The organism is Bacillus mycoides (assembly GCF_018742245.1).
GTDB classification, from domain to species: domain Bacteria; phylum Bacillota; class Bacilli; order Bacillales; family Bacillaceae_G; genus Bacillus_A; species Bacillus_A cereus_U.
Genome location: NZ_CP036132.1, coordinates 761,086 through 785,650 on the forward strand (window position 1 = coordinate 761,086; position 24,565 = coordinate 785,650).

Below are 24,565 nucleotides of genomic sequence, written 5' to 3' on the forward strand. Positions count from 1 at the left end.
TTTAGATGAAGAAAGTATGGTTTATCGTAATCCTATTTTTCTGCCTGCCAGCTAGCGCTTTTGCTAATACAGATCATTTAATATTAGTTAACCTTACGACGAATCAGCTGTCTTTTTTTGAAGAGGGAAACTATACGAGAACATTTCCGATAACGACAGGAAGAGACAGGACCCCCACGCCTGAGGGTGATTTTTGTATTATAACTAAATATAAAAATAAAGAATACCATCGTAAAAAAATAGCTGGGGGTGCTCCGAATAACCCTCTCGGTACGAGGTGGTTAGGTCTAGATAAAAAGGAATATGCCATTCACGGGACAAACCGTGAAGGAACGATTGGAAGTCGGGAATCAAATGGTTGTATTCGAATGCATGATCGCGATATACAGTGGTTATACGACCGGGTACAATTACAGACAAAAGTAATTATTTCTCGTTTTCATACGAGTCCCGAATATGAAGCTTATAAGCTTGGTTATCGTGTTGTGAGCTGGAATGGTCGTAAAGTAGAAGAAGAACAAATTGGAATGCTTACGTTAGTAGATCGTGTAAATATATATTGGCAAGAACCAAATGGACAATTGACGAAAGTAAAAACGGTATTGCCAAATGAAAAATACAAAGTGTATTCCAAACGAAAAGATGGAACCTATTATATAGGAAACAATTTGTATATTGTAGAGGAAATGGGAGAAAAAATTCGTTATGAGCAATTACCTTATTCGATTTTAAGTAACATATATAAAAGGAAATATAATGTTCCATAATAGCTACCGTGTATAGGCGGTAGCTTATTTGTGATGAATTTTAGTTGTTTTTATTGATTTCATACCAATCGTGTGCCTGCAAATAGTGAGATGAAAAAATTGAAACAGCAACTATTATGTTTTGCTGAATATAATACAGTACAGATTGGGGAGGCGGTTACATTATGAAAAGTGAATTTGCATTTAAAATTTTCTTAGTAACGACCTGTTTATTTATCGTGTATTTGTATGCGTTTCTCGTCTTTTCTTTTTATGTTCCATATGTTGATTTAATATTGTTCGTCGGATTTATTTGGGCATTTGTTAAAGCGAGGGAAGGGGAGAAGAGTATATACCGACGCATTACTTTATGCGGGACGGTCCTTCTCGTTATTTTGTACTTTTTTATGATGCATGATTTTTGGAGGGGAATGTAAAAAAGCATACGACTAATCGTATGCTTTTACGTTTAATATTTCGGTTTAAATGTATGACAACAAGTCTCTACACTCGTTGTTACAGAGCTTTCTAGCGTCTCGTTTGTTAAAGCGGCGCTTGTATACGAACTGTTTTCAATTTGACTTGCTTCTTGTGCATCAGGTTGAACAACGATTGCACTTGCTTGACAAAGGTTACCTTGTCCCCAAAATGAACAATTGGAAACAGAGCATTTCACTTCTGGCATAAAACCCCCTCCTTATACATTAGTGTGGGATTTTACACGCATTTCATGTATAGAAGGAGTTTCCTTTTCTCGTTATTTCTTCGTTTGCTCAAGCCATTCTTTTAATTTGTCTTCCGGTTGTTCGCCGCTAATACGGCTCACTTCTTTACCATCTTTAAAATGAATGATTGTTGGAGTACCTTTAATTTTATATTCATCCCAAGGAGCATCTAATTTTTCAATATCCATAACTTTCATATCAACATTCAAGTCTTTAGCCATTGGTACTACGATAGGAGATAATTTTTGGCAATGAACGCAAGATGTTTGATAAAAGTATACTGTTTCTTCTTTTTTCTCTTTTAAATTCTTTTTGAGATCTGAAAGAGAAATTTTGTTTGTGTAGTAGTCAGGACCATCTGATTGACTAGTAGCGTTATCAATTTTTTGGCTTGTTGAAGCATTTTTTTCTTCCATTTGTGTTACAGCGAAAATTGCTGCAAACAAGGCGATAATAATACCACCAAATATAAGCATTTTTTTCATTCTTTCATCTCCTTATTTGTTTTTAATTACAATAAAGCTGCAAATAGCGATTGTGATAAAGCCAATAAGAGCTAAAAACGGGATTGTCACAAAGCCGAACCAGTTTATGTATTCTCCCGTACAAGGTACGCGTCCGCAAGCTGCTCCTGCAGCTGATAGTGCTGAAAGTTTTTGAATTGCATAATGATATAAAGAAATACAAGCACCAATACTTGCAATTGGTAAGGAATAACTTGCAATACGATAATCTTTTTTTACTACAGCAATGCCGAGCCATAAAACGAATGGATACATAAAGATACGTTGATACCAGCAAAGGACACAAGGTTCAAATTTCATGATTTCGGAAAAGTATAGGCTACCTAGCGTAGCAATAAAAGAAGCTCCCCATGCAGTAAATAAAGCATACTCTTGCTTTTTTTCTCGTCCCATATTTTATACCTCACTTATAATAGTTACATACTAAATTATAGTATGAAGTAGTACAGAAAAGAAAGAGAAAATATGTTTATCAATAAAAGTTTTGTAAAAGGAAACTTTTATTGATATAAAAATGTTCAAAAAAGCGCCATTCTCTAAGAGAGAATAGCGCTATATTTTACATTTGAATTTGCTCTACTACTTCTTCTACATGTGACTTCTGGGATGCATGGTCAATATATTGAAATAGGAGCTGCAATTGTTTGTCAACTTCTGGTAATTCTTTACTGTATTGATAAGCGTGTAAAAAGTGTTCAATACGCTTAGAAAATAGTTGATCATTCGTTTGAACCATTAAAACGAGTAGTTTATCCCAATTACAGCAATACGTGTAATAGAGAGCTTTGTCATAGTCGTTATATGTTTGCACTGTGTACCCTCCTTACTGAGGAGTTATATATAGTGTGTGACAAGCGAGGAGAAATACACTTGAAAGAATTTGTTAAGAAAAAAAGTGAATGAAAAGAAAAAAACGAGGAGTCTCCTCGTTTTTTAAGCTTTTGGCATTGGCGTAGGTGTTGGTTTCCCATATCCTTCTTTGTATTTATTATCAATATAATTACGAATTTCAAGCGTTGATTTTCCTTTTTGTTTCATCGAAGCAGATTCAACTGCGATTTCTAAGCAATTTACACAAGTTGTTGCATGGGAATCCCAAACAACTTCACCATTCTTTTTGATTTCACGAATAAAGCAATTTTTATTATTTTTATGTCCTACACTTTCACCACAACCGCAGTAACAAGGAATCCAATCTAATAGTTCAGCATTTTGTCCAGCGACAGTATAGATTTCTTTCATTTGTGGATCAAGTTTGTCTAGGAAGGCCGGAAGTGTGTCGACTCCTTTTGTCTTTTCTTGAATGTCAGCTTGCTGAGTATGTGCTGCATGGTCATGCTCTTCTTTTGATTCAGAAGATTTTTTTTCATTTGTACCAGTACTCCCGCATCCAGTAAGAATTAAGCTCAGTACTACAAGTAAAGAAAATACATATTTCTTCATAGGCTTGTCCCCTTTGCAAATGTATTAATCAAATTGTATCAAATATCATGGTGTGTCGGTTGAAGATTCTTTCGACTTATTTTTGAAGCGCCATCGTAGTGAATGGAATAGAAATAAGATTGGGATATAAGCGTATACAATATATAAACCTGCTTGAGATAGTACTGTATTTAATGTATTGATACTCTCACGGTTTGTAAAAAATAGGGATGAAATAAATACAATTGTGATAAAAAGTGGCAATGTAATTTTAAATGGTATGCGAAAAGAACATTTAATAGTACGACAAGAAGACCAAATCGTTACACAAAGGTTAGGTAAAATAATAAGGAACCATACGAAAATAATTATGTATTCAAATCGCTGAATAAAGGGAATTTTAATAATTTTTAACATCGTTAATGTAGGCCAAATGGTATGATGCAATTGCCCTTGGCTATAGTACATAAAAGAAATGATTGCCAAGAGTACATATAGAATGGTTGAGAAGGCTATGCCGCCATGCGCCCATTTCTTTAGAGATTTTCCTTTTTCAATAAAAGGATAAAAGATAAGGATTGCTTCGAACCCAAGAAATTCTAATACAGAAGATTTGGCCGAAGTTAGAATGTCTATGGGTGAATGAGTGAGAATAGGTAAAATGTTGCGGAAATGTGCGTATTTCATCGGGAAGGCTAAAAATAGTACTACAAAAAACGGTAATACAGTGCCCCAAAAACATATTCCTGTTACAGAGCGGAATCCGCCTTTTATAACATAGTAAGTCACGAGTAAAAATAATAAAGTTAATTTCCATGGTTTAATTGTAGGAAAGACCCACACTTGAATGATCTCAATATATGTACGAAGAACTGTAAGACAAAATAATAGAAGGTATAAGGTGAAACAAACGGAAAGAAAGGTACCAAGCCACTTTCCGAAACATGTCATATGAATATTAATTAAATCATTATCTTTTTCTAACATTTTAAGCATACAAAATAATACGATATGAGTTGCAATACCTGCAATAATAAGGGAAATCCAGGCATCATAGCCAGCATATTGCGCAATAATTCGTTGATATCCTAATACACCTACTCCGATTTGAAGGGAGTGTAATAAAAGAAATACGAAATAAGGAGAAACAGTATTCTTTTTATTTTGCTCAGCCATTTTAGCACCTCATTATTCTCCGATACCAGATTGTACGATATTAACTTGCACATTAACAGCAACGTCTACGCTAGGGTACATTTCTTGAATTTGTTTCATACTCCATTTTCTTGAGTGACTACGAATTTCTTCACGTATACCTACTGGATCAATATCTTTTTCTTGGAATTGTTTTATTAATTCCTTTAAATGTCTTTCAAGTGTTTTTTCTACATGTTTTTTTACGTAAGTTATATTCTCCTTTTTAGATAAATCAAGCCAATCAGGAGTATTTTTTATGAGTCCATTTAGTTTTAAGTGGATGTGAACTTTCGGCATACTACCATTTTGAGAAACGTCACAAACACTTTTTCCAGATAAGTTTTGAGTGGCGATTAATCCTTTATGTTTACCTTGACGTATCGGAACTTCGTAACGTCCATTTTTAGTTGGATTAATGAGTAATTTTAATAAAAAAGAGCCCTTTTTATCTGTATACATAGCCACTTTATCTTTTTTTAAAAAAGCGATTCCTTTAATAGAAGCTGATTTGTCTTCGTCAATTTCAATATAGGGAAGAAATGGATCGCCCCCTGATGAATAAAAGTTATACAAAAAAATATTTAAAGCGGTCCGAGGAATCGTTTCAGTTTCTATATTTTGCTCAAGTAAATCAGCAAGATAGAGCGATCCATTTGTTTTAACATGCTTGAGAAGTTCTTCTGTTGATCCATCTACAAGTGCTAGCTGTACATCTCGGCCGATGTTAGGGTCACGTTGTAAGTTGTTAATAACATTACCAAGCCCGCGTTCACCAAATGATTTTCCGAATAGGGCAACACGCATTTGACCTATGGCGATAGTATGTGGTGATTTGGCGTTTAGCTGTGAAGAGATTGTTTCAATTGTATTTGCAGTAGTTGATTGAGTTTCTGGTTTTGATTGTACGTCCTTTGTATAATCTGGATAGAGAATTGTCCCGCGAAATTTATTGTCTTTCGTTATATCAAATCCACTTACATGAATAATTCGCTGTGTATCCACTATGTTCGATTGCGTACAACCTGATTGGAAAGTAAAAAGGATCATAGTAAAGCATAGTAAAATCTTTTTCATTTCTTTTCACCATCACGTTTCGTTTTCGCTTTTTCCGGATTATAGCGCCATTTTGTTTTCGGTCTAAGAAAAGAAGCACGTGCAGCGGTTTGACTAAACGGTAAACGAAGGAGACCTTCCGCAGTTTTTACACCTCGAAATGGGTATAAAGGTAATAAATATGGCGATCCAAGTGACTTCAAACGAATTAAATGAGCTAAAATGAAGACGAATCCGACAATGAGACCTAATCCGCCAAATGCTCCTGCTAAAACGATGAGCGGAAATCGAAGTAACCGGATAGTAGAAGACATCTTTACCGTCGGTGTTGTAAAAGACGCGAGTGCAGATAATGCAACCGCAATTAATAAAATAGTGCTCGTTAAAGCAGCCTCAACAGATGCTTGTCCAATTACAATTCCCCCAACAATACCGATTGTTTGTCCAACTTTTGTCGGTAATCGTGCCCCTGCTTCGCGAAGTAACTCAATTGTAATTTCTAAAAATAGGGCTTCTAAAACAGGGGGGAACGGTACATTCGCTCTTGAATAAATGATTGGTCCAAGTAAATCAGCAGGAATCATTTGATAGTGATACGTTAATATAGCTGTATAAATAGCTGAAGAAAATAAAGAGAATGCCGCTCCGAAAAAACGCACCATTCGAAGAAATGAGCCTGCTACCCATGGTAAATAATAATCTTCTGGAGAGACAAAAAAATCGAGTAACGTCGCCGGTCCGGCTAATGCATAAGGTGAACCGTCTGTTAAAATGACGACTCCTCCATTAATTAATGCAAAAACAGAACGATCTAACCGCTCTGTAGGTAGTAAAACAGGGAAGGGAGAGTTACTATTATCGCTAATAAACTGTTCAATCATAGTTGCATCGAAAGGAACATCAAAGTCAATGTCTTGTAGGCGCTGCATCGCAGTATTAACGTGCTGCTCATTCGTAATGCCTTCGATGTAAGCAACTACGACTTTTGTTTTTGATATAGAACCAACTATAACTTCTTTGAAAACTAATTGTTCTGTTACGATATTTCGCCGAAGTAAGTGTATATTTGTATCGATATTCTCAACGAACCCGACTTTTGGACCGATGACACTATATTCATTCTCTGTATCGTTATATAACCGTGTACCTAAAACTGAACTTTCAGCACGAATAAGTGCATATTCTGCGATTTGAGAATCATTTTTTAACTGTACAAGTACATACCCACTTAATAATTTTTCACGAATATCATCAATAGAAGGGCCGGTGATAATCTCCTCGAGTGTGACGATATTTGCTATATCGCTTATATTTTCAATGTGATCTAATTCTCTTTTTATAGGTGTTAAAATGAATCGATTAATGAGGAGTGATTCGGCTGTAGATTTATAATAAAACAAACATAACGTCCCATCTTCTACGATGTTATAAGAAACGAAATCACTAGACCCTTTCATAGTTTGAATAAATTCTGGAATGGAACAGATTGTTTTTTTATTCTTTTTAGACGAAAAACGAAACATTTTCTCCCCCCTTACCTACATTATTTACTTATGTTAGTTTTTGGGAAAGACGGGAATTTATACTTAAAAATTGAAAGTTCATAAAGAAAAGGAAGAGTATTGAATATCTCTTCCTTTTTGGCAGGCTAATTTGTTTTCTTTTCTTTAATAGACTTCACTAATTTAATCATTTCTGCCCGTATATCTTCTTTTTTAACATTTAATTTTTCCGCAATTTGTTTAATATCCATCCCATCTTTTTTCATTTTCAGTACATCATCGAGAGACGTATTACTTTTTTGAGCGATGATTGTTAATACCGTGAGCTGACGTAAGCTGATATTATACTCTTTCATTTTTTGTTTTAGTCCATCTGGTGTGGACTTTTGCATATTTGCTAATTCTTGCAGTAGTGCTTTTTTCGTTTCTTTATTCATATGATGCTTTTTCAATTTACTTGGATCTACACCGAAATGCTCGGCTGTTTTCTCCCAAGATTTATTTTGCTTATAGTAAGCTAAAACGTCTTTAATTTCCTTTTTACTGATTCTTGCAATGTGGGCAGCTTTCCAAATTTCATGTTTGTTATAGCCGAGTTTTTCGAGAGACTGCATTTCTTCCTCTGAGATTGGCTTATGATGGTGCATTGTTACTTCTTTTGGCGAGGCAGCGGAAGCAGGGAAAACAGACACCCCGCATAATAATGCTGCCATAGTCATACTTACTGCGATTTTCTTATACATGTAAACTCCTCCTAGATGGGTAATGTGGAAAACTCACACATATCATTTCCATAAAATGTGAAAAACTTGTGAACAAGTTAAGTTTTTTTATTCACAGTATGAAAAGAAGTTTTTATAAGTTTTCCAACATAAAACATTGATTAATAGTGAAAAACTAGGTTATAATCGAAATTGAAAATCAATATCAATAACAAACTTATACATATAGAAGATAAAAATAAGGGAGAGAAAAATATGACTACATATACTTCCATCGCAAATGTGATTAAAGAAAGACGTTCTGTTCGTACATTTACAGATAAAGCAGTAGACAAAGAGCTATTAATTGAACTATTAAACGACGCAACATGGGCACCGAATCATAAAAACCGTGAACCATGGAATTGTAAATTATACATTGGAGAAGGCCGTCAGAAATTAGTAGACGCAGTATTAAACTCTTTCACAGAAGAAGAAAGAGTGAAACGCGGCAAAATTTTATCTGACCGTTTCTTAAGCACACCTGCACAAATCGTTGTATATATGAATGAAGATCCGCGTCAAATTCCACGTGACGAAGATTACGCTGCAACATGTGCATTTATGCAAAACTTCCAATTACTTGCTTGGGAACGCGGCTTAGGATGTGTTTGGAAATCAGGTGGATTAAACTACAATCCACTATTTATAGAAGGAATCGGTTTAACAGGAGGCCAACGCATCGTTGGAATTCTTCATATCGGCTATTTCGATAAAGCACCAGAAGGAAAAGCTCGTACGCCGATTACGGAGAAGATGGAGATTATTGAGGGTTAATAGATGAGGCATTCTCGTTTTTTCGGGGGTGTCTTTTTATTATGCAATCAATCCTCATGAAAGCTTGTTCCTCATCATACACTTTCTTAAGGGAAAGTGTAAGGAGGGAAAATAATGAGAGCAAGTGAAGATAAAGCATTGCAATATGCGATTGCGGAAATTACGGAAATTGCGACTGGATTTGGGCTTGATTTTTATCCGATGCGTTATGAAGTATGTCCAGCGGAAATTATTTATACATTTGGTGCATATGGGATGCCGACGAGGTTTTCACATTGGAGTTTTGGAAAGCAATTTTTCAGAATGAAATTACAATACGATTTAGGACTTAGTAAAATTTATGAACTCGTTATTAACTCTGATCCATGTTACGCCTTTTTATTAGATACGAATTCTTTAATTCAAAATAAACTAATCGTGGCGCACGTTTTAGCGCACTGTGATTTCTTTAAAAATAATATTCGTTTTTCGAATACGAAGCGAGACATGGTAGAAAGTATGGCTGCAACAGCGGATCGTGTGAAAGCATATGAGCATAAGTACGGAAAGGCAGAGGTAGAAACATTTTTAGATGCCGTACTTGCCATTCAAGAACATATAGATCCATCACTTATGCGCCCGAAACTTGCATGGAGTATTGAAGATTTAGAAGAGGATGTTGAAAAGAAAAAGATATCACAGTACGATGATTTATGGAATTTAGATGATCGAAACAAAAAGAGGGAAAGACCTAATATGCATAAAAAGAAGAAAATCCCTCCGCAACCAGAAAAAGATTTACTCCTCTTTATTGAAGAATACAGCCGTGAGCTAGAAGAGTGGCAGCGTGACATATTAACGATGATGCGCGAGGAAATGTTATATTTCTGGCCGCAGCTTGAAACGAAGATCATGAATGAAGGCTGGGCTTCGTATTGGCATCAACGCATACTTCGTGAAATGGACTTAACATCTGGTGAAGCAATTGAATTTGCGAAATTAAATGCAGGTGTCGTACAGCCATCAAAAACAAGTATTAATCCATACTACCTCGGTATTAAAATGTTTGAAGATATTGAAGAACGCTACAACAATCCGACAGAAGAAATGAAAAGGCGTGGTGTGAAGCCTGGTTCTGGTCGCGAGAAAATGTTTGAAGTACGGGAAATTGAATGGGACGTATCGTTCCTAAGAAACTACTTAAATAAAGAACTCGTAATGAGAGAAGATATGTACTTATTCCAGCGCCAAGGAAAAGAATATAAAGTAATTGATAAAGAGTGGGAACATGTACGCGATCAACTCGTAAATATGCGTACAAATGGAGGTTTCCCGTACTTAGTAGTAGAAGATGGCGACTACTTAAAGAATGGGGAATTGTACATTAAACATAGCTATGAAGGAATTGAGCTAGATTTAAAATACTTAGAAAAAGTATTACCGTATCTTCATCAGCTATGGGGAAGAACGGTGCATATGGAGTCGATTGTGGAAAGTAAGGGCGTTGTGTTTTCTTATGATGGGAAGATGGTGCATCGGAAGTATGTGTGAAGAAAAGAACGGACATAGAATTCTATGCCCGTTCTTTTTAATTTGGAACAGAATTAAATATGCTATTCTTGAAGAAAGGGAGTTATATATAGAAATGGAGCAATTCAAATGAGCAAAATAGGGGTATGCAAGGTGGATATTACGCCTCCTGTAGGTATTGATTTTGTCGGATATTATAGAGAGACAGGAATAAATAATATTGAAGAGCGTATTTATGGGACAATCTTTGTATTTGAAAAAGATGAAATGAAGACTGTGTTTATAAGTATTGATAATATTGGGATGATAGTAGACGATACGAATATTATTCGTGAACGAGTAGCTAGTGAGCTTCATGTGCCAGTTGAGCGAATAACAGTTGTTTATACTCATACACACTCTGGTCCAGAAACGGTCGGAGATGACCCTCTAGTACAGTCGTATAAAATGATTTTAGTAAATAATGTAGTGCAAGGTGCCGTTACTGCGAATAACAACTTGAAGCTATGTGAAGTTGGATGGGGTGTTACGACAGGTGATATTGGAGTAAACCGAAGAGAGAGAACATCTGATGGAAAAGCGAAGATGGGAACAAATATAGAGGGCATTGTAGATAAACGTATTGGTGTTTTAACAATGAGAAATGCTGAAACGGAGGAGTTAGTTGGGATCGTTGTATTTTGTACTGCTCATCCGAATGTTTTAAAAGGGGATAGCGATGTATTATCAGCGGATTATCCTGGAATGACGAGAGAGATTCTGGAGAAAATAGTAAATTGTCCAGTTGTTATTGTTCAAGGTGCTGCTGGAAATGTGAATGCGAAATATCGCGGTTCAAGGGAAGCATTAAAACAAATGGCTTACACACTTAGTGGACATGTATTAACGATGTTGCCAATAGTTACATACAGCCCAATTGTAAATTTAAGAACGATTTCGAGTACGATGCAAATGAGATTGAAGGATCTGCCCGAAATTGATGAGATACGAAGAATGGCTCGCTCAGCTGAGAGGCAGTGGGGTGTGAATACGGATGAATGGCTTACTATCGTTTTAGAGAAATATAAGCAAGGTATTCGGCAGTTAAGTATCGATTTAGAAATTCAATTGTTTCAAATTAATGATGGTATATTCTCTGGAATACCGATGGAACCTTTTTCAGAAACTGCTTTAGAAATGAAAGAGAGTCTTCAAAATGAACTAGCTTTCTTTGGTGGCTATACGAATGGATATATTGGTTACTTACCGACAAAAGAGGAGTATGCATATGGTGGATATGAAGTGGAATTAAATCCTGTTGTGTATGGGCCAGTTACAAACTTGTTGATGCCGCCAGAGGAGAATACGGCAGAGCTGATCGTGCAGAGAGTTACGGAATTATATAATGTATAATATATGGATATCCCATATATTTAAAACAAAATTTAAAGGAATCAATGATTTTAATAAAGCTGTAAAAAACGAATCCATTTTGAAAAAGAATAATCAAAGTGGATTCGTTTTTTATATGGAGTTTTTGTTCACCAAACAGGTCGTATGCTTGATGATAATTTTCCTGTATTTTCTTTAGTAACGAATGTTGTTAAATCCTCTTTAAGCATTTGCATTCGTTCTGCACCTATATTTGCAATCCATCGTTGTTCTATTTCAGCTATTATTTCTTCTTTTGCTTGCATTACTGCTAAACCACGTTCGGTTAAAACAATGATTTTACCTCTTTTATCAGTAGGATGCGTTTGGCGCGTGACATAACCACTGTTTTCAAGAGAATCTACCATTTTACTTATAGCTTGTTTTGAAACCCCTAAATATTCAGCTAGTTCTATACCAGTTGCCCCATTAGGAAGGATGCGTTTGAACATAAAACCATGCGCTGGCCTAATATCTTCAAATCCCAATTCACTTAATTTGTCATGTAGTTCAGTAATTAATGTGCTGAACGATAATGATAAAAGTGAAGTGAGATCTAATTCGTTAAATGTTTGATGATCCATGTATATAACCTCCGCACTTGTAGTCAATTAAGTTGACTACTGGTAAGGTCTATTGTACTATACATACTATAGTCAATCAAATTGACTATAGTATGTTGGTAGAACAAATAATGATTTATATAAATAGAATCAATGGAGGTTTCACATGGTTAATATCGTTAAAATTAGAGGAAGTGTATTTGCACCATATGCATCGCTGGAACCTATTAAGGATCCTGCAACAGGAAGAGTGTTTGAATATGCTGGGGATGCACGGGAGTTTACACCATGCGCTGTGAACACAAAGCGTTCAAGATTAGAACAAGAAGTGAATATTGATTTTTATAAAAGAGAGATTTTCACATATGCAGATGCTTGTATCGTCACTGTGAAGATTACAAATCCAGATGGCTCAATTGAGTATCAAAAAGGAGAAACAAGTACAGAAAACATTGCATGTACAAATATTGTATGGAGTGAAGATGAAGTTTCATTTGAAATGAGAGCAAGTGCAAGTAATCCGTTAAACGCGGCAGCACCTGCAGCAGATTATTTTTTGACTATACGGGTTAATGAAAGTGGCGCTGTGCACGTTGAAGGTGTACATGATGGTTTCCCTTGCTATGAATTTTATAAACAAATAGACTTTGGTTCATTTGAATTAATATATACACATGATTTCAGAGAAACGGATGATACCCCAGCAGCACTAGCTGGAGAAATGGAATATAGCTTTAAAACGAAAATCTAGATATAAATATAGCGCTATTTTTTAGAAGGAAGTAGCAAACGTAAAAGAGAAAGCTATTGGTTCTAGGATTGAAATTGTGGTCTATTTTATTCAATAGTATGCAGTATATAAAATTAGAATTATAGGGGTGTTTCTTATGACGAATATCGTTAAAATTAGAGCCAGTGTATTTATTCCAATGTCTTGGACGGAACCGAGGAAGGATGTAAAAACAGGAAAAGTAATTCAATTTGAAGGTGATTCACGTGAATTTACACCACATGCGGTAAATACTATGCGCTCTAGAGTTGAGCAAGAGGTAGTAGTGGATTTTTATAAAGAAGAAGTGTTTTCATATGCGAACACGGGGATTACGACAGAGAAGGTTACAAATCCAGATGGTTCGGTGAATAAAAGAACAGGAAAAGCGAGTACTGAAAATATTGTGTGTACTGATATTGTATGGAATTCTGACGGTGTCCAATTCAAAATGAGTGCAAGTGCTAGTAATCCGTTAAATGTGTATGCCCCTCCTGTGGACTATTTATTAACTGTATGTGTGAAAAAGGATGGCAGTATCGATATTCAAGGAGAACATGATGGATTCCCTTGTTTCGAATTTTATAAGCAAGTAGATTTCGGTTTATTTGAACAAATTTATACACATGATTTTAGAAAAACTGGTGATACAGCTGAAGCGTTAGGTGGAGAGATGGATTATAGTTTTACAAAGAGATTATAGGAAGTATGATAATAAAACGGTTGATTCTTTCGTTCGTAAATGAAATGAATTAGTTGGACTATCCAGCAGTGTAGTTGAGCAATGCAAAAGCCAATAAAGTTAGTGGCTTTTGCATTTTTACTATACCCTAGAAGGTTTGACAAAAAAACAAACCGCTTTACAATATACCCTCAAGGGTATATGATATTATACAAAGTTAAAAAGTAATGTATAATATAGTTATAATTACGGAGGTGGTTTATAGTGGAATATAATCAAGATATGAAAAATAGGTTGAAACGTATTGAAGGTCAAGTTCGTGGTGTGCTTCGCATGATGGAAGAGGGAAAAGATTGCCGAGATGTTATTACACAGTTAACTGCATCCCGTTCTGCGCTAGATCGTACAATTGGACTCGTTGTGGGAACAAATTTAGAGCAATGTTTGCGCGAGCAGTTTGAAACAGGTAATGGCTCAAATGAAGAGTTAATTAAAGAAGCTGTTCAATTACTTGTAAAAAGCCGATAATCTGTCAAACGTATGTGTTGACAGATTTTTAAAAACATTTTAATATACCCCTATAGGTATAAGTGTGTAAGTTATGGAGGAATCGACAATGAGTATAAAAGTTGATACGAGTTTAGACTGTAAAGAATTGGCTTGTCCGATGCCAATTGTGAAGACGAAAAGGGCGATGGAAGGGTTGGCAGCAGGGAAAGTTATTGAAATAGAGGCGACGGATAAAGGTTCTACGCTAGATATTCAAAGTTGGTCAAGTAAAGTAGGGCATCAATATATTGGAACGAAACAAGAGGGAGATATATTGAAGCATTATGTACGAAAAGCCCACGAACATGAAGTAAATGAAGTTGTGAAGTATCCTCATACAATTACGAATGGGGAATTGCAAAATATATTATTAAGTGGTGAAGATTGCACTGTATTAGATGTTCGTGAAGCGGCGGAATTCGCCTTTGGTCATATTCCATCCGCAATTTCGGTGCCGTTAGGCGAATTAGAGAGTGCAGCGTTAGATCAGACGAAGCAAATTTATGTTGTTTGCCGAACTGGTAATCGTAGTGATATAGCTTGTCAAACGTTGAAAGAAAAAGGTTTTTCAAATGTGAAAAATGTCATTCCAGGTATGTTAGAGTGGCAAGGGAATATGGAAAAATAAAATTTTTTAAATGAAAATATACCTATGGGGGTAATTGTATGGTCGCTAAGATGTTACAAGCAAAAGATGTTGCAGAGAAAGTTTTATTCGGAGAGTTATTTATTTTAGATGTTCGGAATGAAGCGGATTATGAAGAATGGAAAATTGAAGGGAAACAAATTTCTTCATTGAATAAACCGTATTTTGATTTATTAGATGGTGTAGAACATATTGTAGATGAATTACCGAGGGAGAAAGAGATTTTAGTCGTATGTGCGAAAGAAGGTTCTTCGCAGTTTGTCGCAGAGCAATTGTTAGATGCTGGTTTCAATAATATTTATTATTTAGCTGGGGGTATGAAAGCTTGGAGTGAGTATGTGAAGCCGGTAAAGGTAGGGGATGTACAGGGCGGAGGAAGTATATATCAATTTAATCGTCTTGGAAAAGGATGTTTATCTTATATGGTAGTTTCAAACGGTGAAGCAGCAGTCATTGATGCGGTGAGAACGATTGAAGCATACGAAGATTTTGCAAAAGAGAACGGAGCTACTATTACGAATGTAATGGATACACATTTACATGCAGATCATATTTCTGGAGGGCGTAAGTTAGCTGAAAAAGTAGGCGGTACGTATTGGTTACCTCCAAAAGATGCGGAGGAAGTTGTTTTCTCTTACGAACCGCTAGTAGAAGGTACTGTTATTACGGTGGGGGGTACCCTAATTAACATTGATGCACTATACTCACCAGGGCATACGATTGGGAGTACATCATTTATTATCGATGAGACGTATTTATTATCAGGAGATATTTTATTTGTAGATTCAATTGGCCGTCCCGATCTTGCTGGGAAGGCGGAAGATTGGGTGAGTGATTTACGAAATACATTATATAAGCGCTATAAGGAATTATCTCAAGAGTTAATTGTTTTACCAGCTCATTACTCAAAAATAAGTGAAATGGATGAAAATGGGATTGTGAGTGCTAATTTAAAACAATTGTTTGAAGTGAATGCAGGATTAAATATTAAAGATGAGAATGAATTCCGCAAAATTGTAACGGAGAATCTACCACCTCAGCCGAATGCTTATCAAGAAATTCGTCAAACGAATATGGGGAGAATTCATCCGAGTGTGGAAGAAGAGCGTGAAATGGAGATTGGTCCAAATCGTTGTGCAGTTCATAATTAATAACAAATTGGAGGAATAGATGATGAATATAAAACAAGTATTAGATGCGAAAGGTTTAGCATGTCCGATGCCGATTGTAAGAACGAAGAGAGCGATGGATACTTTACAATCTGGAGAAGTGTTAGAAGTACATGTAACGGATAAAGGGTCAGTTAAGGATATTCCAGCATGGTCAAAAACAGGTGGTCATGAAATAGTAAAGCATAATATAGAAGACGATGTGCTGAAGTTTTGGATTAAGAAGGCGTAGTGAAGAACTAGTTTTGTAAATGCGGAGAGGGTGGTTATATGAATACAATATTAAGTACGCTTTTCATTGTACTTGCTGCATGGTTTGTTATTTCACGTTTTTTACCGGTGAAAGGTGTTCAAAATATAAATGGAAAAGAATTAAAGGGTATAGTGGGAAAAAAGGAGAAACAATTTATCGATGTTCGTACAGTAGGTGAATATAGAGGAAATCATATGAAGGGATTTCAGAATATCCCGCTAAATGAGTTAGCTAGTAAAGTAAATCAGTTAGATAAAAATAAGGAAGTAATTGTTATTTGTCAGAGCGGGATGAGAAGTAAGCAAGCAGCAAAAGTATTAAAGAAATTAGGATTTCAGCGCGTTATAAATGTTTCAGGCGGTATGAACGCTTTGTAAGGGGAAAATAGTATCGGGTGTAGCTAGATAATTGGAGCCTTTTTACAATTTTTAAAATACCCCTATAGGTAATTAAGAGGAGGACAATATGGAACAACAGAAGAAAACGACGATTGTTTTATTTAGTGGAGATTATGATAAAGCGATGGCAGCTTACATTATTGCGAATGGTGCAGCGGCGTACGATCAAGAGGTGACTATTTTTCATACTTTCTGGGGTTTAAATGCCCTTAGGAAAGATGAGCATGTGAAAGTAAAGAAAACGTTTATAGAGAAAGTGTTTGGAAAAATGATGCCGCGCGGCGCTGATAAGATGGGATTATCAAAAATGAATTTTGCTGGTATGGGGCCAAAGATGATTAAAGGTATTATGAAGAAGCATAATGCGATGCCTTTGCCTGATTTAATTGATATGGCGAAAGAACAGGGAGTTAAGCTTGTAGCTTGTCAAATGACAGTAGATTTATTAGGGTTAAAAGAGGAAGAGATTATGGAAGGGGTAGAGTTTGCAGGAGTAGGTGTATATTTAGCAGATGCTTCGGATGGGAATGTGAATTTATTTATTTAAATCACCTTCTTTTTAGAAGGCGGGGGATACAATATGAGTTTAACAGTGCTACTTTTTATTATTGGGTTTATAGGGTCGTTTATTTCAGGAATGGTTGGGATTGGCGGTGCAATTATTAATTATCCGATGATCTTATACATTCCAGTATTGCTAGGATTTGCTGGATATACATCACATGAAGTGAGTGGTATTACAGCGATTCAAGTATTCTTTGCAACTTTTGCAGGCGCGTGGGCGTACCGGAAAAGTAACGATATGGATAAAACTTTAGTTGTGTATATGGGAGCTAGTATATTAATAGGAAGCTTTGTAGGTAGCTTTAGTGCGAATCTATTAAATGAGCATACTGTAAATGTTGTTTATACATTACTCGCTACTATTGCGGCTATTATGATGTTTATACCGAAGCGAAGCAATCGTAAGGGGACAGAAGGAATTATGTACAATAAATGGCTAGCTAGTTTGTTAGCGTTTATTGTAGGAAGTGTTTCCGGCATTATTGGGGCTGGTGGTGCATTTCTTTTAGTACCGATTATGTTAGTTGTTTTAAAACTACCGATACGTACGACAATAGCAACATCTATCGCTATTACTTTTATTTCCTCGATAGGAATTACTACTGGGAAAGTGATTACTGGACAAATAGTTGTTATTCCGGCTCTTATCGTTGCGATAGCAAGTTTATTTGCCGCTCCTCTTGGGGTGAGAGTAGGGAAGAGAGTGAATCAAAAAGTTTTGCAATATGTATTGTCTATTTTAATTGTAGGAACTGCGGTAAAGATGTGGATCGATATGATATGAATAAAAAAGGATGCTGCATACGCAGCATCCTTTTTTTAGTTTGGTACGTGCCCTAAAATTACTTCAATTAACTGTTTATGATTCTCATTAGCTAATGAGAATAATCCTCTCGTATGTTCGAAGACAATAGCAGGGTTAAAGTATGGTTCTGAAAATGTAAGAGAAGTTGAAATATCAATACCGTTGTTTTTGTTAAGTGTAAATTTTGCAAAGCGATATTTTGTGTTGAGTTCATTGATTACTTGTAAAACATCGGCTGTCAATGCTGGATTGGGTACGTGAACAATATTGAAACAGTATATATCGACAGTAGGATCATCATTTTGGAATGCAACCATAAGGTAAACTTGAAGCCCGTTTTCTAAATTAGGGATTGCTGAGAAATGTACAGAACCATCATTTTCATCTATATTTTCTTCCATGTATATATCGTTTGATTTTAAGTACTCTTTAAAATCTGAAATGTTATGTTTTACTGCAGCTTTCATATGTATGAGCCCCCTGATAATTGGAATAGATTACTATTATTTATTATAATTTAAAAATATTAAAAAAGATAGTTGGAAAGTTCTGATTTTTCATTTTAAAAGAATTTAAAAGAAGCAGTGCTCTACCTCCATAGAGCACTGCTTCTTTTTATTCATTGTCATTAGACGATGTTTCTGTATCTTTACTGTTATTTTTATTCTTATCTTTAGTTTCATTGTTACTTGATTCGCGTTCACTCGTATTTTCAGACTTAGATTCTTTTGTTTTCTCTGAGCTTGTTTTTTTCGAATCAGAATCAGAATCAGAATCAGAATCAGATTTTGTATAGGCAGGTAGTCCAAGGTGACTACGAAGTTCATTTGTAACATTAGCTAATTCTTTTTTATCTGGATTGTAGTAGTAAGTTCGGCCACCACCAGCTGACTTACTACATGTATCATCACCTTTTGCCATGTAACAGTCTTCACCTTGAATTTGTAATTTCTCAATTGAAGAATCTGCTCCGTATTTATAGAATGAAAGCATATCATCGAATGTTAAGTTCGTAACGAATTGGCCATTAATGTCATCAATGATGTTACCAACTTTTGTTACTGATCCAACGCTCGTTAGTTTCTTTAAAATGGCTTCAATAACGAGTTGCTGACGTTGACCACGCATCGCATCACTATCGATGTGCCTTGTTCTAGCAAGAGCAAGAGCTTCTTCGCCATTTAACTTTTGAACACCTTTTTGCAGATGAATTGCCTCAGCAGTATCATTGCTATCTTGCTCAGTAAATTCAACTGGTACATCAACTTCAATTCCGCCCAAATCATCGACGATTTTTATAAATGATTTAAAGTTAAATTTTACAAAGTAATCGACAGGAACATTCGTTAATTTTTCAACTGCATCAATACTTGCTTGTGGTCCACCATCTTTTCCATTTTTGGTAGAACCGAATGCATGAGCGTGTGTAATTTTATCTTTTTTCTTTTCTACTGGAATATAAGTATATGTGTCTCGTGGAATACTTAATAGTTTTACCGTTTTGCTATCTTTATTAAACGTTGCAAGTAATAATGCATCCGTTCTTATAGCTTCACCATATTCTTTCCCGCGGACATCGCTTTCATCAACACCCATGATTAAGACAGAGACGTTGTTTGTAATAGGTTTTACAGCCTTATCACGTAAATCAGATTTATCACCGCGCGCTAAATCGTGTGCGGCATTTCGAATAGCAGAAGATGCTTTATTTACTAAAAACCAAGTATAACCGCCACCTATTATTAAAAAGAATAAAATAACGCTTATAATAATTTTTGTTTTTTTCTTACTATTTTTCGGTTTACTTCGTGTATTTTCTTGCAAAGATGGGTTTTGCTCCATTTCTTGTACTCCTTCATTTGGATTGAAATACGACACTCATATCCACTTATTATAATGAAATTTAGCGAAAAAAAACATTACAAATCATTTACATTTCGTAAAAATTCAATTTATTTATAAAAAGTCAGATTTTCTATATTTTATTTTTAAGATGTAGAACAAGTATAATGTGTTTTAGTAGAAATGAAAATATGTATTGTGAGAAAGTGATAGAGAAGTAAGATTTGTTGAAATATAGCCAAGAAGAAGCGATTAGCTTTACATTCATTTTTTATATAATAAAGAAGTATTCTACGGATGAAGGAGAGAGCGTAATGAATCATACATCATTCCGAGCAATTGTCGTGAGAGAAAAGGAAAATAATCTATTTGAAAGAACGCTTGTTGAGAGAGAAGTAAATAGTTTACCTGAAGGAGACGTATTAATACGTGTTCATTATTCTTCATTAAATTATAAAGATGCCCTTTCAGCTACTGGTAATAAAGGTGTGACGAGAACATACCCTCATACACCAGGCATCGATGCAGCGGGAGAGGTAGTTAGTAGTGGAAATAACGCCTTTCAGGAAGGCGATCAAGTTATTGTAACTGGATATGATTTAGGTATGAATACTTCTGGTGGTTTCGGAGAATATATTCGCGTGCCATCCTCTTGGGTTGTTCCTTTACCAAAAGAAATGTCTTTGAAGGAAAGTATGATGTACGGGACAGCAGGTTTTACAGCTGCCTTATCGGTATATAAGCTCATTAGAGCGGGAATTACGCCTAGCACGGGAGATGTTTTAGTAACGGGTGCTACGGGCGGAGTAGGCAGTGTAGCAGTTAGTATCTTAGGAAAGCTAGGATATAGCGTAGTAGGGGCAACAGGGAAAATGGAAGAGAAAGAGATGTTGCTACGTTTAGGTGCAAAAAAGATGATTCGCCGCGCGGAATTGAGTGATGAATCAGGAAGACCGATGCTTAAAGGAATATACGCTGGGGTTGTCGATACTGTAGGCGGAAACATGTTAGAAAGTTCTTTAAAGGTAGTTAAGTATGGAGGCTGTATAACAACGTGTGGTAACGTAGCAGGGCATGAATTAAATACAACTGTATACCCATTCATATTACGAGGGATTAGCCTTTTAGGAATAGATTCAGTTCAATGTCCAGTAGATGTGAGAAGAGAAGTGTGGGCATTGCTAGCCGGTGAGTGGAAAAATTCAGAGCTATTATCTTATACAGAAGAATGTACATTAAAAGAATTAGATGAGAAGTTTGCACTTATACTGCAAGGAAAGTTAAAAGGAAGAACGGTTGTAAATATGAAATGAAAAAAGAGACGCTAATTTGAGCGTCTCTTTTCTATTATAATGATTGTTTTAAATTTACTTTTCCTTGTTCACCTAAAACGCCATCAGCAATATTTACAGCGTGATCACCGATACGCTCTAAGTTACTTACCATATCAACGAAAATGATGCTTGCATCACCTGAACAGCTACGTTCGTTCAGACGTAATACATGACGTTTACGAAGAACACGTTCCATTTGGTCAATTTTACGTTCTTTTGCAATAACCGTTTGAGCTAGTTCAGTGTCGAAGTTTGTTAAAGCATTGATTGCATCTTGTAATGTTGAAATTGTTAATTCAAGCATTTCATTTAATTCAGCTAGTGCTTCATCTGATAGTGAAACGCGGTTTGAAATTTGGAAATCTACAAGTTCTACTAAGTTTTCTACATGATCACCAACACGTTCAATATCTCCAACAACACCTGCTAGAACTGAATGCTTTTCAGAGTCTGTATGTGAAAGTGGTTTTTCTGATAGTAAAACTAAATACTCGGTAATTTTTTTATCTAAATTGTTAATAGCTGCTTCTAATTGCGTAGCCATATCAGCGTGTTTCTTTTCTTGTGTATTTAAAAATTGGTTTGCTTCTTTTAATCCTTGTAAAGAAAACTCAGCCATGCGAACAATTTCTTTTTGCGCTTCTGTTAGTGCGATAGCAGGAGATTGTTCAATAAAGATTGGATTTAAATGTTGCGGTTTGAAATCAATAGCAGAATCTTCGCCGCGAATAAGTTTTGTTACAATCCATGCTAACACTGCAATGAATGGGAACTGAATAACCGCATTTGTTACGTTAAATGTTCCGTGTGCAAAAGCAATTGTCATTTCTGGATTTAAGTTTAAAGATGTTTGGAAATATTGAATTAAACTTGTAAATGGTACTAATAAAATCGTAAAGATAATTGTACCGACGATATTAAAGATAACGTGAACTAATGCTGCGCGTCTTGCTGCAATAGAAGTACCGATTGCTGCTAATACAGCTGTAATTGTTGTACCAATGTTATCACCGAATAATACAGGAAGAGCAGCTTGTAAATCAATTGCACCCTGGCCAAATAGTTCTTGTAAAATACCGATTGTCGCACTTGAACTTTGTACAATTAAAGTGAAGACTGTACCAACAACGATTCCTAAGATTGGGTTATCACTCATACTAACCATTAATTCTTGGAATGATTCTAAAGAGCGAAGAGGTTTCATACCTGAGCTCATTAATTCTAAACCAAAGAATAACATACCAAATCCGAATACGACTTGACCTAAAGACTGTACTTTTTTATTTTTAAAGAAGAATAATAAGATTGCTCCGACTGCCATAATTGGAAGAGCGTATTCTCCGATTTTAATTCCGATAATAAATGCAGTAACTGTCGTTCCGATGTTCGCACCCATAATAACACCGATTGCTTGTCTTAATGTCATAAATCCGGCACTTACAAGTCCGACTGTTAAAGCGGTTGTTCCTGAACTTGATTGAATTAATACTGTAACTAACATACCTGCTAGTACACCCATAAGAGGATTTGTTGTAAAACGATCTAGAATATCGCGAAGACGATCTCCGGCTGCTTGTTGCAGTCCATCGCCCATGTATTTAATCCCGAATAAGAAAATACCTAATCCACCAATGAACTGGAAGATCATATCTTGAATATTGTATTCCACGCATTCCACTCCTTAAATTTCATGTACGATGTAATTATTAACTAAACCTTGAGGCACTGTAAACGGTTTGTCTATAATTTTTACACTAAATTTACAAAGTACTAAAAAGTTTACAATTCTTTAAAGAAACTCCTGGATTTAATTGGTTTTCATGCATGGTATCTGACTATTTCGTAAAGAAGTCACATTTATCACACTATTTATTGATAGTAAAAATAGGAGAGATAAACTATCCAAATTGGGTGTGCTAAGTAAAGTTTCACTTTATTTATAATGGTTCTTTGCATATTTTTTAATCAAAGTTAGAAAAATATGTAGGGGAAATGGGGAGGTTTGAAATGAGTGTACTGATGAAAGTGAAAAAATGATTGAAGTATATTAATCCACTTCTTTGGAGTGCTTGCAACATTAAAAAAGAGCAATTCGCATATGAATTTGCCCTGGTTTTTTATGTTAAAAAAGTTTGAGTACTTCGTATTGTAAAAACTGTGTGCAGTGTGCTTGTTTAGCCTGCTATTTGTGGGAGATAAAGCTACCCACTGATTAAAGTTTCACTTTATTAGGAGTTGTCGTTATGTTTCAAGTTTATGACGACATTTCCCTTTTTGTGTCCTTTTTCAACATATATGTGAGCTTCAACAATTTCCTCAAAAGTGTATTGCCTATCAATGACCACTTTTATTTTACCATTCTCAACAAGTTCTTTAAGGAAATTTAATGCTTCGGAAGTTTCAGGTGCGTTTTGACTTAATATGAGTTTCATGCGACTTGTCAATTTAGTCCAGAGCATTTGAGCACTTGGTAACGGTTCAACGATATTTATATAGGTACCATCTTCCTTTAACATTTTAATACAATCTGAAAAGGTACTCTTATTTACGGCTTCAAAGATAACATCATAAGCTCCGTCTATAGTAGAAAAATCGCTTGCGGTGTAATCAATTACTTCGTCAGCTCCTAGGGACTTTACTAATTCTAAATTTGAGCTACTGCACACCCCTGTAACTTTTGCGCCGAAATACTTGGAAATTTGCACTGCATAACTTCCGACACTTCCAGAAGCTCCGTAAATAAGAATGTTTTGACCGCTTCGAACGTTAGCTTTCCTAAGGAAAAACAAGGCTGTACGTGCTCCAATTGGGATGGCTGCGGCTTCTTCATAGGATATATTGGAGGGCTTCATGCACACTGCTCCATCTTCAGGTATACAAATGTACTCAGCATAAGAACCGAAATTTGCTTGGGTAGCAGCAAAAACTGGATCTCCTACTTTAAAACGCGTAACGTCTTTTCCTACTGATTCAACCTCACCAGCCAATTCCATTCCAAGTATTTGTTTTTTCGGTTGTTTAAAGCCAAGTGCAATTCGAGCGGGTAGCCAAACCGAAGAGGGAACTGTAAAACTTCTTGAACGAATATCTCCTGCTGTTACGGTTGTCGCATTAATTTTTATTAGTATTTCATTGTCTTTAGGTGTAGGTTTTTCAACTTCTTTCAATTGAAGTACGTCGGGGGGACCATATTTTGTATACAATATTGCTTTCATTAATGTTTCCTCCAATTCGTTCTATATATTAATATCATACGAACAACATGAATAAATAGAACAGCGGTTCAACTTTCAATACAATGCAAAAAGAAGTGCGATTTTTTTGGAATCCACTGCTTTTTTGCATTTGTGTATATATAATTTTTT

At 35.6% G+C, this 24,565-nt stretch carries 29 protein-coding genes; 15 read left to right on the forward strand and 14 right to left on the reverse strand.

Annotated features, from left to right (window positions below):
- The first annotated feature begins 5 nt into the window (after positions 1-5).
- Together EXW56_RS03895 and EXW56_RS03900 are read left to right on the forward strand one after the other, a co-directional pair.
- Positions 6-767, forward strand: coding sequence for a L,D-transpeptidase (locus EXW56_RS03895; RefSeq protein ID WP_215597185.1), 762 nt, complete (start codon positions 6-8; stop codon positions 765-767).
- A 164-nt stretch (positions 768-931) separates the two neighbouring features.
- Positions 932-1,183: a hypothetical protein gene (locus EXW56_RS03900; RefSeq protein ID WP_002201706.1), complete on the forward strand. Its 252-nt coding sequence runs from the start codon at positions 932-934 to the stop codon at positions 1,181-1,183.
- 32 nt (positions 1,184-1,215) lie between these two features.
- Here the strand turns inward: EXW56_RS03900 and EXW56_RS03905 are convergent, their stop codons facing one another.
- From EXW56_RS03905 to EXW56_RS03945, 9 genes are all read right to left on the reverse strand, one after another.
- A complete protein-coding gene (locus tag EXW56_RS03905; protein WP_002201705.1) occupies positions 1,216-1,431 on the reverse strand; it encodes a DUF1540 domain-containing protein in 216 nt (71 codons plus the stop codon).
- Between the two features lie 72 nt (positions 1,432-1,503).
- A complete protein-coding gene (locus tag EXW56_RS03910) occupies positions 1,504-1,956 on the reverse strand; it encodes a thioredoxin family protein (RefSeq protein ID WP_215597186.1) in 453 nt (150 codons plus the stop codon).
- A gap of 12 nt (positions 1,957-1,968) precedes the next feature.
- On the reverse strand, positions 1,969-2,388 hold the full coding sequence (locus EXW56_RS03915; protein ID WP_002159213.1) for a disulfide formation protein C: 420 nt from the start codon (positions 2,386-2,388) through the stop codon (positions 1,969-1,971).
- A gap of 166 nt (positions 2,389-2,554) precedes the next feature.
- Entirely contained in the window at positions 2,555-2,806 is a 252-nt protein-coding gene (locus tag EXW56_RS03920; protein WP_002150460.1) for a YhdB family protein, read from the reverse strand.
- A 122-nt stretch (positions 2,807-2,928) separates the two neighbouring features.
- A complete protein-coding gene (locus EXW56_RS03925; RefSeq protein ID WP_215597187.1) occupies positions 2,929-3,438 on the reverse strand; it encodes a PCYCGC motif-containing (lipo)protein in 510 nt (169 codons plus the stop codon).
- Between the two features lie 45 nt (positions 3,439-3,483).
- Positions 3,484-4,593 (reverse strand): GerAB/ArcD/ProY family transporter, encoded by a 1,110-nt coding sequence (locus EXW56_RS03930; protein ID WP_215597188.1) that lies wholly within the window; start codon positions 4,591-4,593, stop codon positions 3,484-3,486.
- A gap of 12 nt (positions 4,594-4,605) precedes the next feature.
- Positions 4,606-5,688, reverse strand: a complete 1,083-nt coding sequence (locus EXW56_RS03935; protein ID WP_215597189.1) for a spore germination protein GerYC — start codon at positions 5,686-5,688, stop codon at positions 4,606-4,608.
- On the reverse strand, positions 5,685-7,190 hold the full coding sequence (locus tag EXW56_RS03940; RefSeq protein WP_215597190.1) for a spore germination protein: 1,506 nt from the start codon (positions 7,188-7,190) through the stop codon (positions 5,685-5,687). Before EXW56_RS03940 ends, EXW56_RS03935 begins: the two co-directional genes overlap by 4 nt.
- Before the next feature lie 125 nt (positions 7,191-7,315).
- The gene (locus EXW56_RS03945; RefSeq protein ID WP_002201700.1) at positions 7,316-7,912 is read right to left on the reverse strand and encodes a hypothetical protein; all 597 of its coding nucleotides are present in this window, start codon (positions 7,910-7,912) and stop codon (positions 7,316-7,318) included.
- Positions 7,913-8,146: 234 nt separating this feature from the next.
- Between EXW56_RS03945 and EXW56_RS03950 the strand changes: the two genes are divergently transcribed.
- The 3 genes from EXW56_RS03950 (at position 8,147) to EXW56_RS03960 (ending at position 11,608) form a co-directional block, all read left to right on the forward strand.
- On the forward strand, positions 8,147-8,707 hold the full coding sequence (locus EXW56_RS03950; RefSeq protein WP_215597191.1) for a nitroreductase family protein: 561 nt from the start codon (positions 8,147-8,149) through the stop codon (positions 8,705-8,707).
- Positions 8,708-8,821: 114 nt separating this feature from the next.
- Entirely contained in the window at positions 8,822-10,237 is a 1,416-nt protein-coding gene (spoVR, locus tag EXW56_RS03955) for a stage V sporulation protein SpoVR (protein ID WP_002201699.1), read from the forward strand.
- Positions 10,238-10,345: 108 nt separating this feature from the next.
- Positions 10,346-11,608 carry a neutral/alkaline non-lysosomal ceramidase N-terminal domain-containing protein gene (locus EXW56_RS03960; RefSeq protein ID WP_215597192.1) on the forward strand — a complete coding sequence of 421 codons (1,263 nt, stop codon included), beginning with the start codon at positions 10,346-10,348 and terminating at the stop codon, positions 11,606-11,608.
- 128 nt (positions 11,609-11,736) lie between these two features.
- Here the strand turns inward: EXW56_RS03960 and EXW56_RS03965 are convergent, their stop codons facing one another.
- Positions 11,737-12,210 carry a MarR family winged helix-turn-helix transcriptional regulator gene (locus EXW56_RS03965; RefSeq protein WP_002201697.1) on the reverse strand — a complete coding sequence of 158 codons (474 nt, stop codon included), beginning with the start codon at positions 12,208-12,210 and terminating at the stop codon, positions 11,737-11,739.
- Positions 12,211-12,355: 145 nt separating this feature from the next.
- Here EXW56_RS03965 and EXW56_RS03970 point away from each other — a divergent pair, with 145 nt between their 5' ends.
- The 9 genes from EXW56_RS03970 to EXW56_RS04010 all read left to right on the forward strand — a co-directional run bounded on the left by EXW56_RS03970 (position 12,356) and on the right by EXW56_RS04010 (position 18,003).
- Positions 12,356-12,940 carry a DUF3238 domain-containing protein gene (locus EXW56_RS03970; RefSeq protein WP_002201696.1) on the forward strand — a complete coding sequence of 195 codons (585 nt, stop codon included), beginning with the start codon at positions 12,356-12,358 and terminating at the stop codon, positions 12,938-12,940.
- 136 nt (positions 12,941-13,076) lie between these two features.
- Positions 13,077-13,661 carry a DUF3238 domain-containing protein gene (locus tag EXW56_RS03975; protein ID WP_002201695.1) on the forward strand — a complete coding sequence of 195 codons (585 nt, stop codon included), beginning with the start codon at positions 13,077-13,079 and terminating at the stop codon, positions 13,659-13,661.
- 243 nt (positions 13,662-13,904) lie between these two features.
- Positions 13,905-14,168 carry a metal-sensitive transcriptional regulator gene (locus EXW56_RS03980; protein WP_000456201.1) on the forward strand — a complete coding sequence of 88 codons (264 nt, stop codon included), beginning with the start codon at positions 13,905-13,907 and terminating at the stop codon, positions 14,166-14,168.
- Between the two features lie 88 nt (positions 14,169-14,256).
- Positions 14,257-14,817: a sulfurtransferase TusA family protein gene (locus EXW56_RS03985; RefSeq protein WP_002201690.1), complete on the forward strand. Its 561-nt coding sequence runs from the start codon at positions 14,257-14,259 to the stop codon at positions 14,815-14,817.
- Positions 14,818-14,855: 38 nt separating this feature from the next.
- On the forward strand, positions 14,856-15,986 hold the full coding sequence (locus EXW56_RS03990; protein WP_002201689.1) for an MBL fold metallo-hydrolase: 1,131 nt from the start codon (positions 14,856-14,858) through the stop codon (positions 15,984-15,986).
- A 19-nt stretch (positions 15,987-16,005) separates the two neighbouring features.
- A complete protein-coding gene (locus tag EXW56_RS03995; RefSeq protein ID WP_002150428.1) occupies positions 16,006-16,236 on the forward strand; it encodes a sulfurtransferase TusA family protein in 231 nt (76 codons plus the stop codon).
- Between the two features lie 38 nt (positions 16,237-16,274).
- The gene (locus EXW56_RS04000; RefSeq protein WP_002159192.1) at positions 16,275-16,634 is read left to right on the forward strand and encodes a rhodanese-like domain-containing protein; all 360 of its coding nucleotides are present in this window, start codon (positions 16,275-16,277) and stop codon (positions 16,632-16,634) included.
- An 88-nt stretch (positions 16,635-16,722) separates the two neighbouring features.
- On the forward strand, positions 16,723-17,202 hold the full coding sequence (locus tag EXW56_RS04005) for a DsrE/DsrF/DrsH-like family protein (protein WP_002159190.1): 480 nt from the start codon (positions 16,723-16,725) through the stop codon (positions 17,200-17,202).
- A gap of 33 nt (positions 17,203-17,235) precedes the next feature.
- Complete coding sequence (locus tag EXW56_RS04010) at positions 17,236-18,003, forward strand: sulfite exporter TauE/SafE family protein (protein WP_002201688.1); 768 nt, start codon at positions 17,236-17,238, stop codon at positions 18,001-18,003.
- A 35-nt stretch (positions 18,004-18,038) separates the two neighbouring features.
- Here EXW56_RS04010 and EXW56_RS04015 read toward each other — a convergent pair whose 3' ends face one another.
- Both EXW56_RS04015 and EXW56_RS04020 read right to left on the reverse strand, forming a co-directional pair.
- On the reverse strand, positions 18,039-18,491 hold the full coding sequence (locus tag EXW56_RS04015; protein WP_002201687.1) for a hypothetical protein: 453 nt from the start codon (positions 18,489-18,491) through the stop codon (positions 18,039-18,041).
- A 148-nt stretch (positions 18,492-18,639) separates the two neighbouring features.
- A complete protein-coding gene (locus EXW56_RS04020) occupies positions 18,640-19,866 on the reverse strand; it encodes an LCP family protein (RefSeq protein ID WP_141558694.1) in 1,227 nt (408 codons plus the stop codon).
- A 314-nt stretch (positions 19,867-20,180) separates the two neighbouring features.
- Between EXW56_RS04020 and EXW56_RS04025 the strand changes: the two genes are divergently transcribed.
- Complete coding sequence (locus tag EXW56_RS04025) at positions 20,181-21,179, forward strand: YhdH/YhfP family quinone oxidoreductase (protein ID WP_002201685.1); 999 nt, start codon at positions 20,181-20,183, stop codon at positions 21,177-21,179.
- Between the two features lie 34 nt (positions 21,180-21,213).
- On the opposite strand, the gene EXW56_RS04030 is transcribed toward EXW56_RS04025, so the two are convergent.
- Entirely contained in the window at positions 21,214-22,869 is a 1,656-nt protein-coding gene (locus EXW56_RS04030) for a Na/Pi cotransporter family protein (RefSeq protein ID WP_002201684.1), read from the reverse strand.
- A 559-nt stretch (positions 22,870-23,428) separates the two neighbouring features.
- The gene (locus EXW56_RS04035; protein WP_002201683.1) at positions 23,429-24,415 is read right to left on the reverse strand and encodes an NAD(P)-dependent alcohol dehydrogenase; all 987 of its coding nucleotides are present in this window, start codon (positions 24,413-24,415) and stop codon (positions 23,429-23,431) included.
- Positions 24,416-24,565: the final 150 nt, after the last annotated feature.

What these genes read in the sequence shown, in the direction of transcription:
- EXW56_RS04010 (WP_002201688.1), top strand. Translation starts at nt 17,236, where the DNA reads ATGAGTTTAACAGTGCTACTTTTTATTATTGGGTTTATAGGGTCGTTT.
- EXW56_RS03990 (WP_002201689.1), top strand. Translation starts at nt 14,856, where the DNA reads ATGGTCGCTAAGATGTTACAAGCAAAAGATGTTGCAGAGAAAGTTTTA.
- EXW56_RS03905 (WP_002201705.1), bottom strand. Translation starts at nt 1,431, where the DNA reads ATGCCAGAAGTGAAATGCTCTGTTTCCAATTGTTCATTTTGGGGACAA.
- EXW56_RS03930 (WP_215597188.1), bottom strand. Translation starts at nt 4,593, where the DNA reads ATGGCTGAGCAAAATAAAAAGAATACTGTTTCTCCTTATTTCGTATTT.
- EXW56_RS03945 (WP_002201700.1), bottom strand. Translation starts at nt 7,912, where the DNA reads ATGTATAAGAAAATCGCAGTAAGTATGACTATGGCAGCATTATTATGC.
- EXW56_RS04020 (WP_141558694.1), bottom strand. Translation starts at nt 19,866, where the DNA reads ATGGAGCAAAACCCATCTTTGCAAGAAAATACACGAAGTAAACCGAAA.
- EXW56_RS03985 (WP_002201690.1), top strand. Translation starts at nt 14,257, where the DNA reads ATGAGTATAAAAGTTGATACGAGTTTAGACTGTAAAGAATTGGCTTGT.
- EXW56_RS03960 (WP_215597192.1), top strand. Translation starts at nt 10,346, where the DNA reads ATGAGCAAAATAGGGGTATGCAAGGTGGATATTACGCCTCCTGTAGGT.
- EXW56_RS03965 (WP_002201697.1), bottom strand. Translation starts at nt 12,210, where the DNA reads ATGGATCATCAAACATTTAACGAATTAGATCTCACTTCACTTTTATCA.
- EXW56_RS04015 (WP_002201687.1), bottom strand. Translation starts at nt 18,491, where the DNA reads ATGAAAGCTGCAGTAAAACATAACATTTCAGATTTTAAAGAGTACTTA.
- EXW56_RS03925 (WP_215597187.1), bottom strand. Translation starts at nt 3,438, where the DNA reads ATGAAGAAATATGTATTTTCTTTACTTGTAGTACTGAGCTTAATTCTT.
- EXW56_RS03895 (WP_215597185.1), top strand. Translation starts at nt 6, where the DNA reads ATGAAGAAAGTATGGTTTATCGTAATCCTATTTTTCTGCCTGCCAGCT.
- spoVR (WP_002201699.1), top strand. Translation starts at nt 8,822, where the DNA reads ATGAGAGCAAGTGAAGATAAAGCATTGCAATATGCGATTGCGGAAATT.
- EXW56_RS03910 (WP_215597186.1), bottom strand. Translation starts at nt 1,956, where the DNA reads ATGAAAAAAATGCTTATATTTGGTGGTATTATTATCGCCTTGTTTGCA.
- EXW56_RS04005 (WP_002159190.1), top strand. Translation starts at nt 16,723, where the DNA reads ATGGAACAACAGAAGAAAACGACGATTGTTTTATTTAGTGGAGATTAT.
- EXW56_RS03970 (WP_002201696.1), top strand. Translation starts at nt 12,356, where the DNA reads ATGGTTAATATCGTTAAAATTAGAGGAAGTGTATTTGCACCATATGCA.
- EXW56_RS03915 (WP_002159213.1), bottom strand. Translation starts at nt 2,388, where the DNA reads ATGGGACGAGAAAAAAAGCAAGAGTATGCTTTATTTACTGCATGGGGA.
- EXW56_RS03975 (WP_002201695.1), top strand. Translation starts at nt 13,077, where the DNA reads ATGACGAATATCGTTAAAATTAGAGCCAGTGTATTTATTCCAATGTCT.
- EXW56_RS04000 (WP_002159192.1), top strand. Translation starts at nt 16,275, where the DNA reads ATGAATACAATATTAAGTACGCTTTTCATTGTACTTGCTGCATGGTTT.
- EXW56_RS03995 (WP_002150428.1), top strand. Translation starts at nt 16,006, where the DNA reads ATGATGAATATAAAACAAGTATTAGATGCGAAAGGTTTAGCATGTCCG.
- EXW56_RS03900 (WP_002201706.1), top strand. Translation starts at nt 932, where the DNA reads ATGAAAAGTGAATTTGCATTTAAAATTTTCTTAGTAACGACCTGTTTA.
- EXW56_RS03940 (WP_215597190.1), bottom strand. Translation starts at nt 7,190, where the DNA reads ATGTTTCGTTTTTCGTCTAAAAAGAATAAAAAAACAATCTGTTCCATT.
- EXW56_RS04035 (WP_002201683.1), bottom strand. Translation starts at nt 24,415, where the DNA reads ATGAAAGCAATATTGTATACAAAATATGGTCCCCCCGACGTACTTCAA.
- EXW56_RS03935 (WP_215597189.1), bottom strand. Translation starts at nt 5,688, where the DNA reads ATGAAAAAGATTTTACTATGCTTTACTATGATCCTTTTTACTTTCCAA.
- EXW56_RS03950 (WP_215597191.1), top strand. Translation starts at nt 8,147, where the DNA reads ATGACTACATATACTTCCATCGCAAATGTGATTAAAGAAAGACGTTCT.
- EXW56_RS04025 (WP_002201685.1), top strand. Translation starts at nt 20,181, where the DNA reads ATGAATCATACATCATTCCGAGCAATTGTCGTGAGAGAAAAGGAAAAT.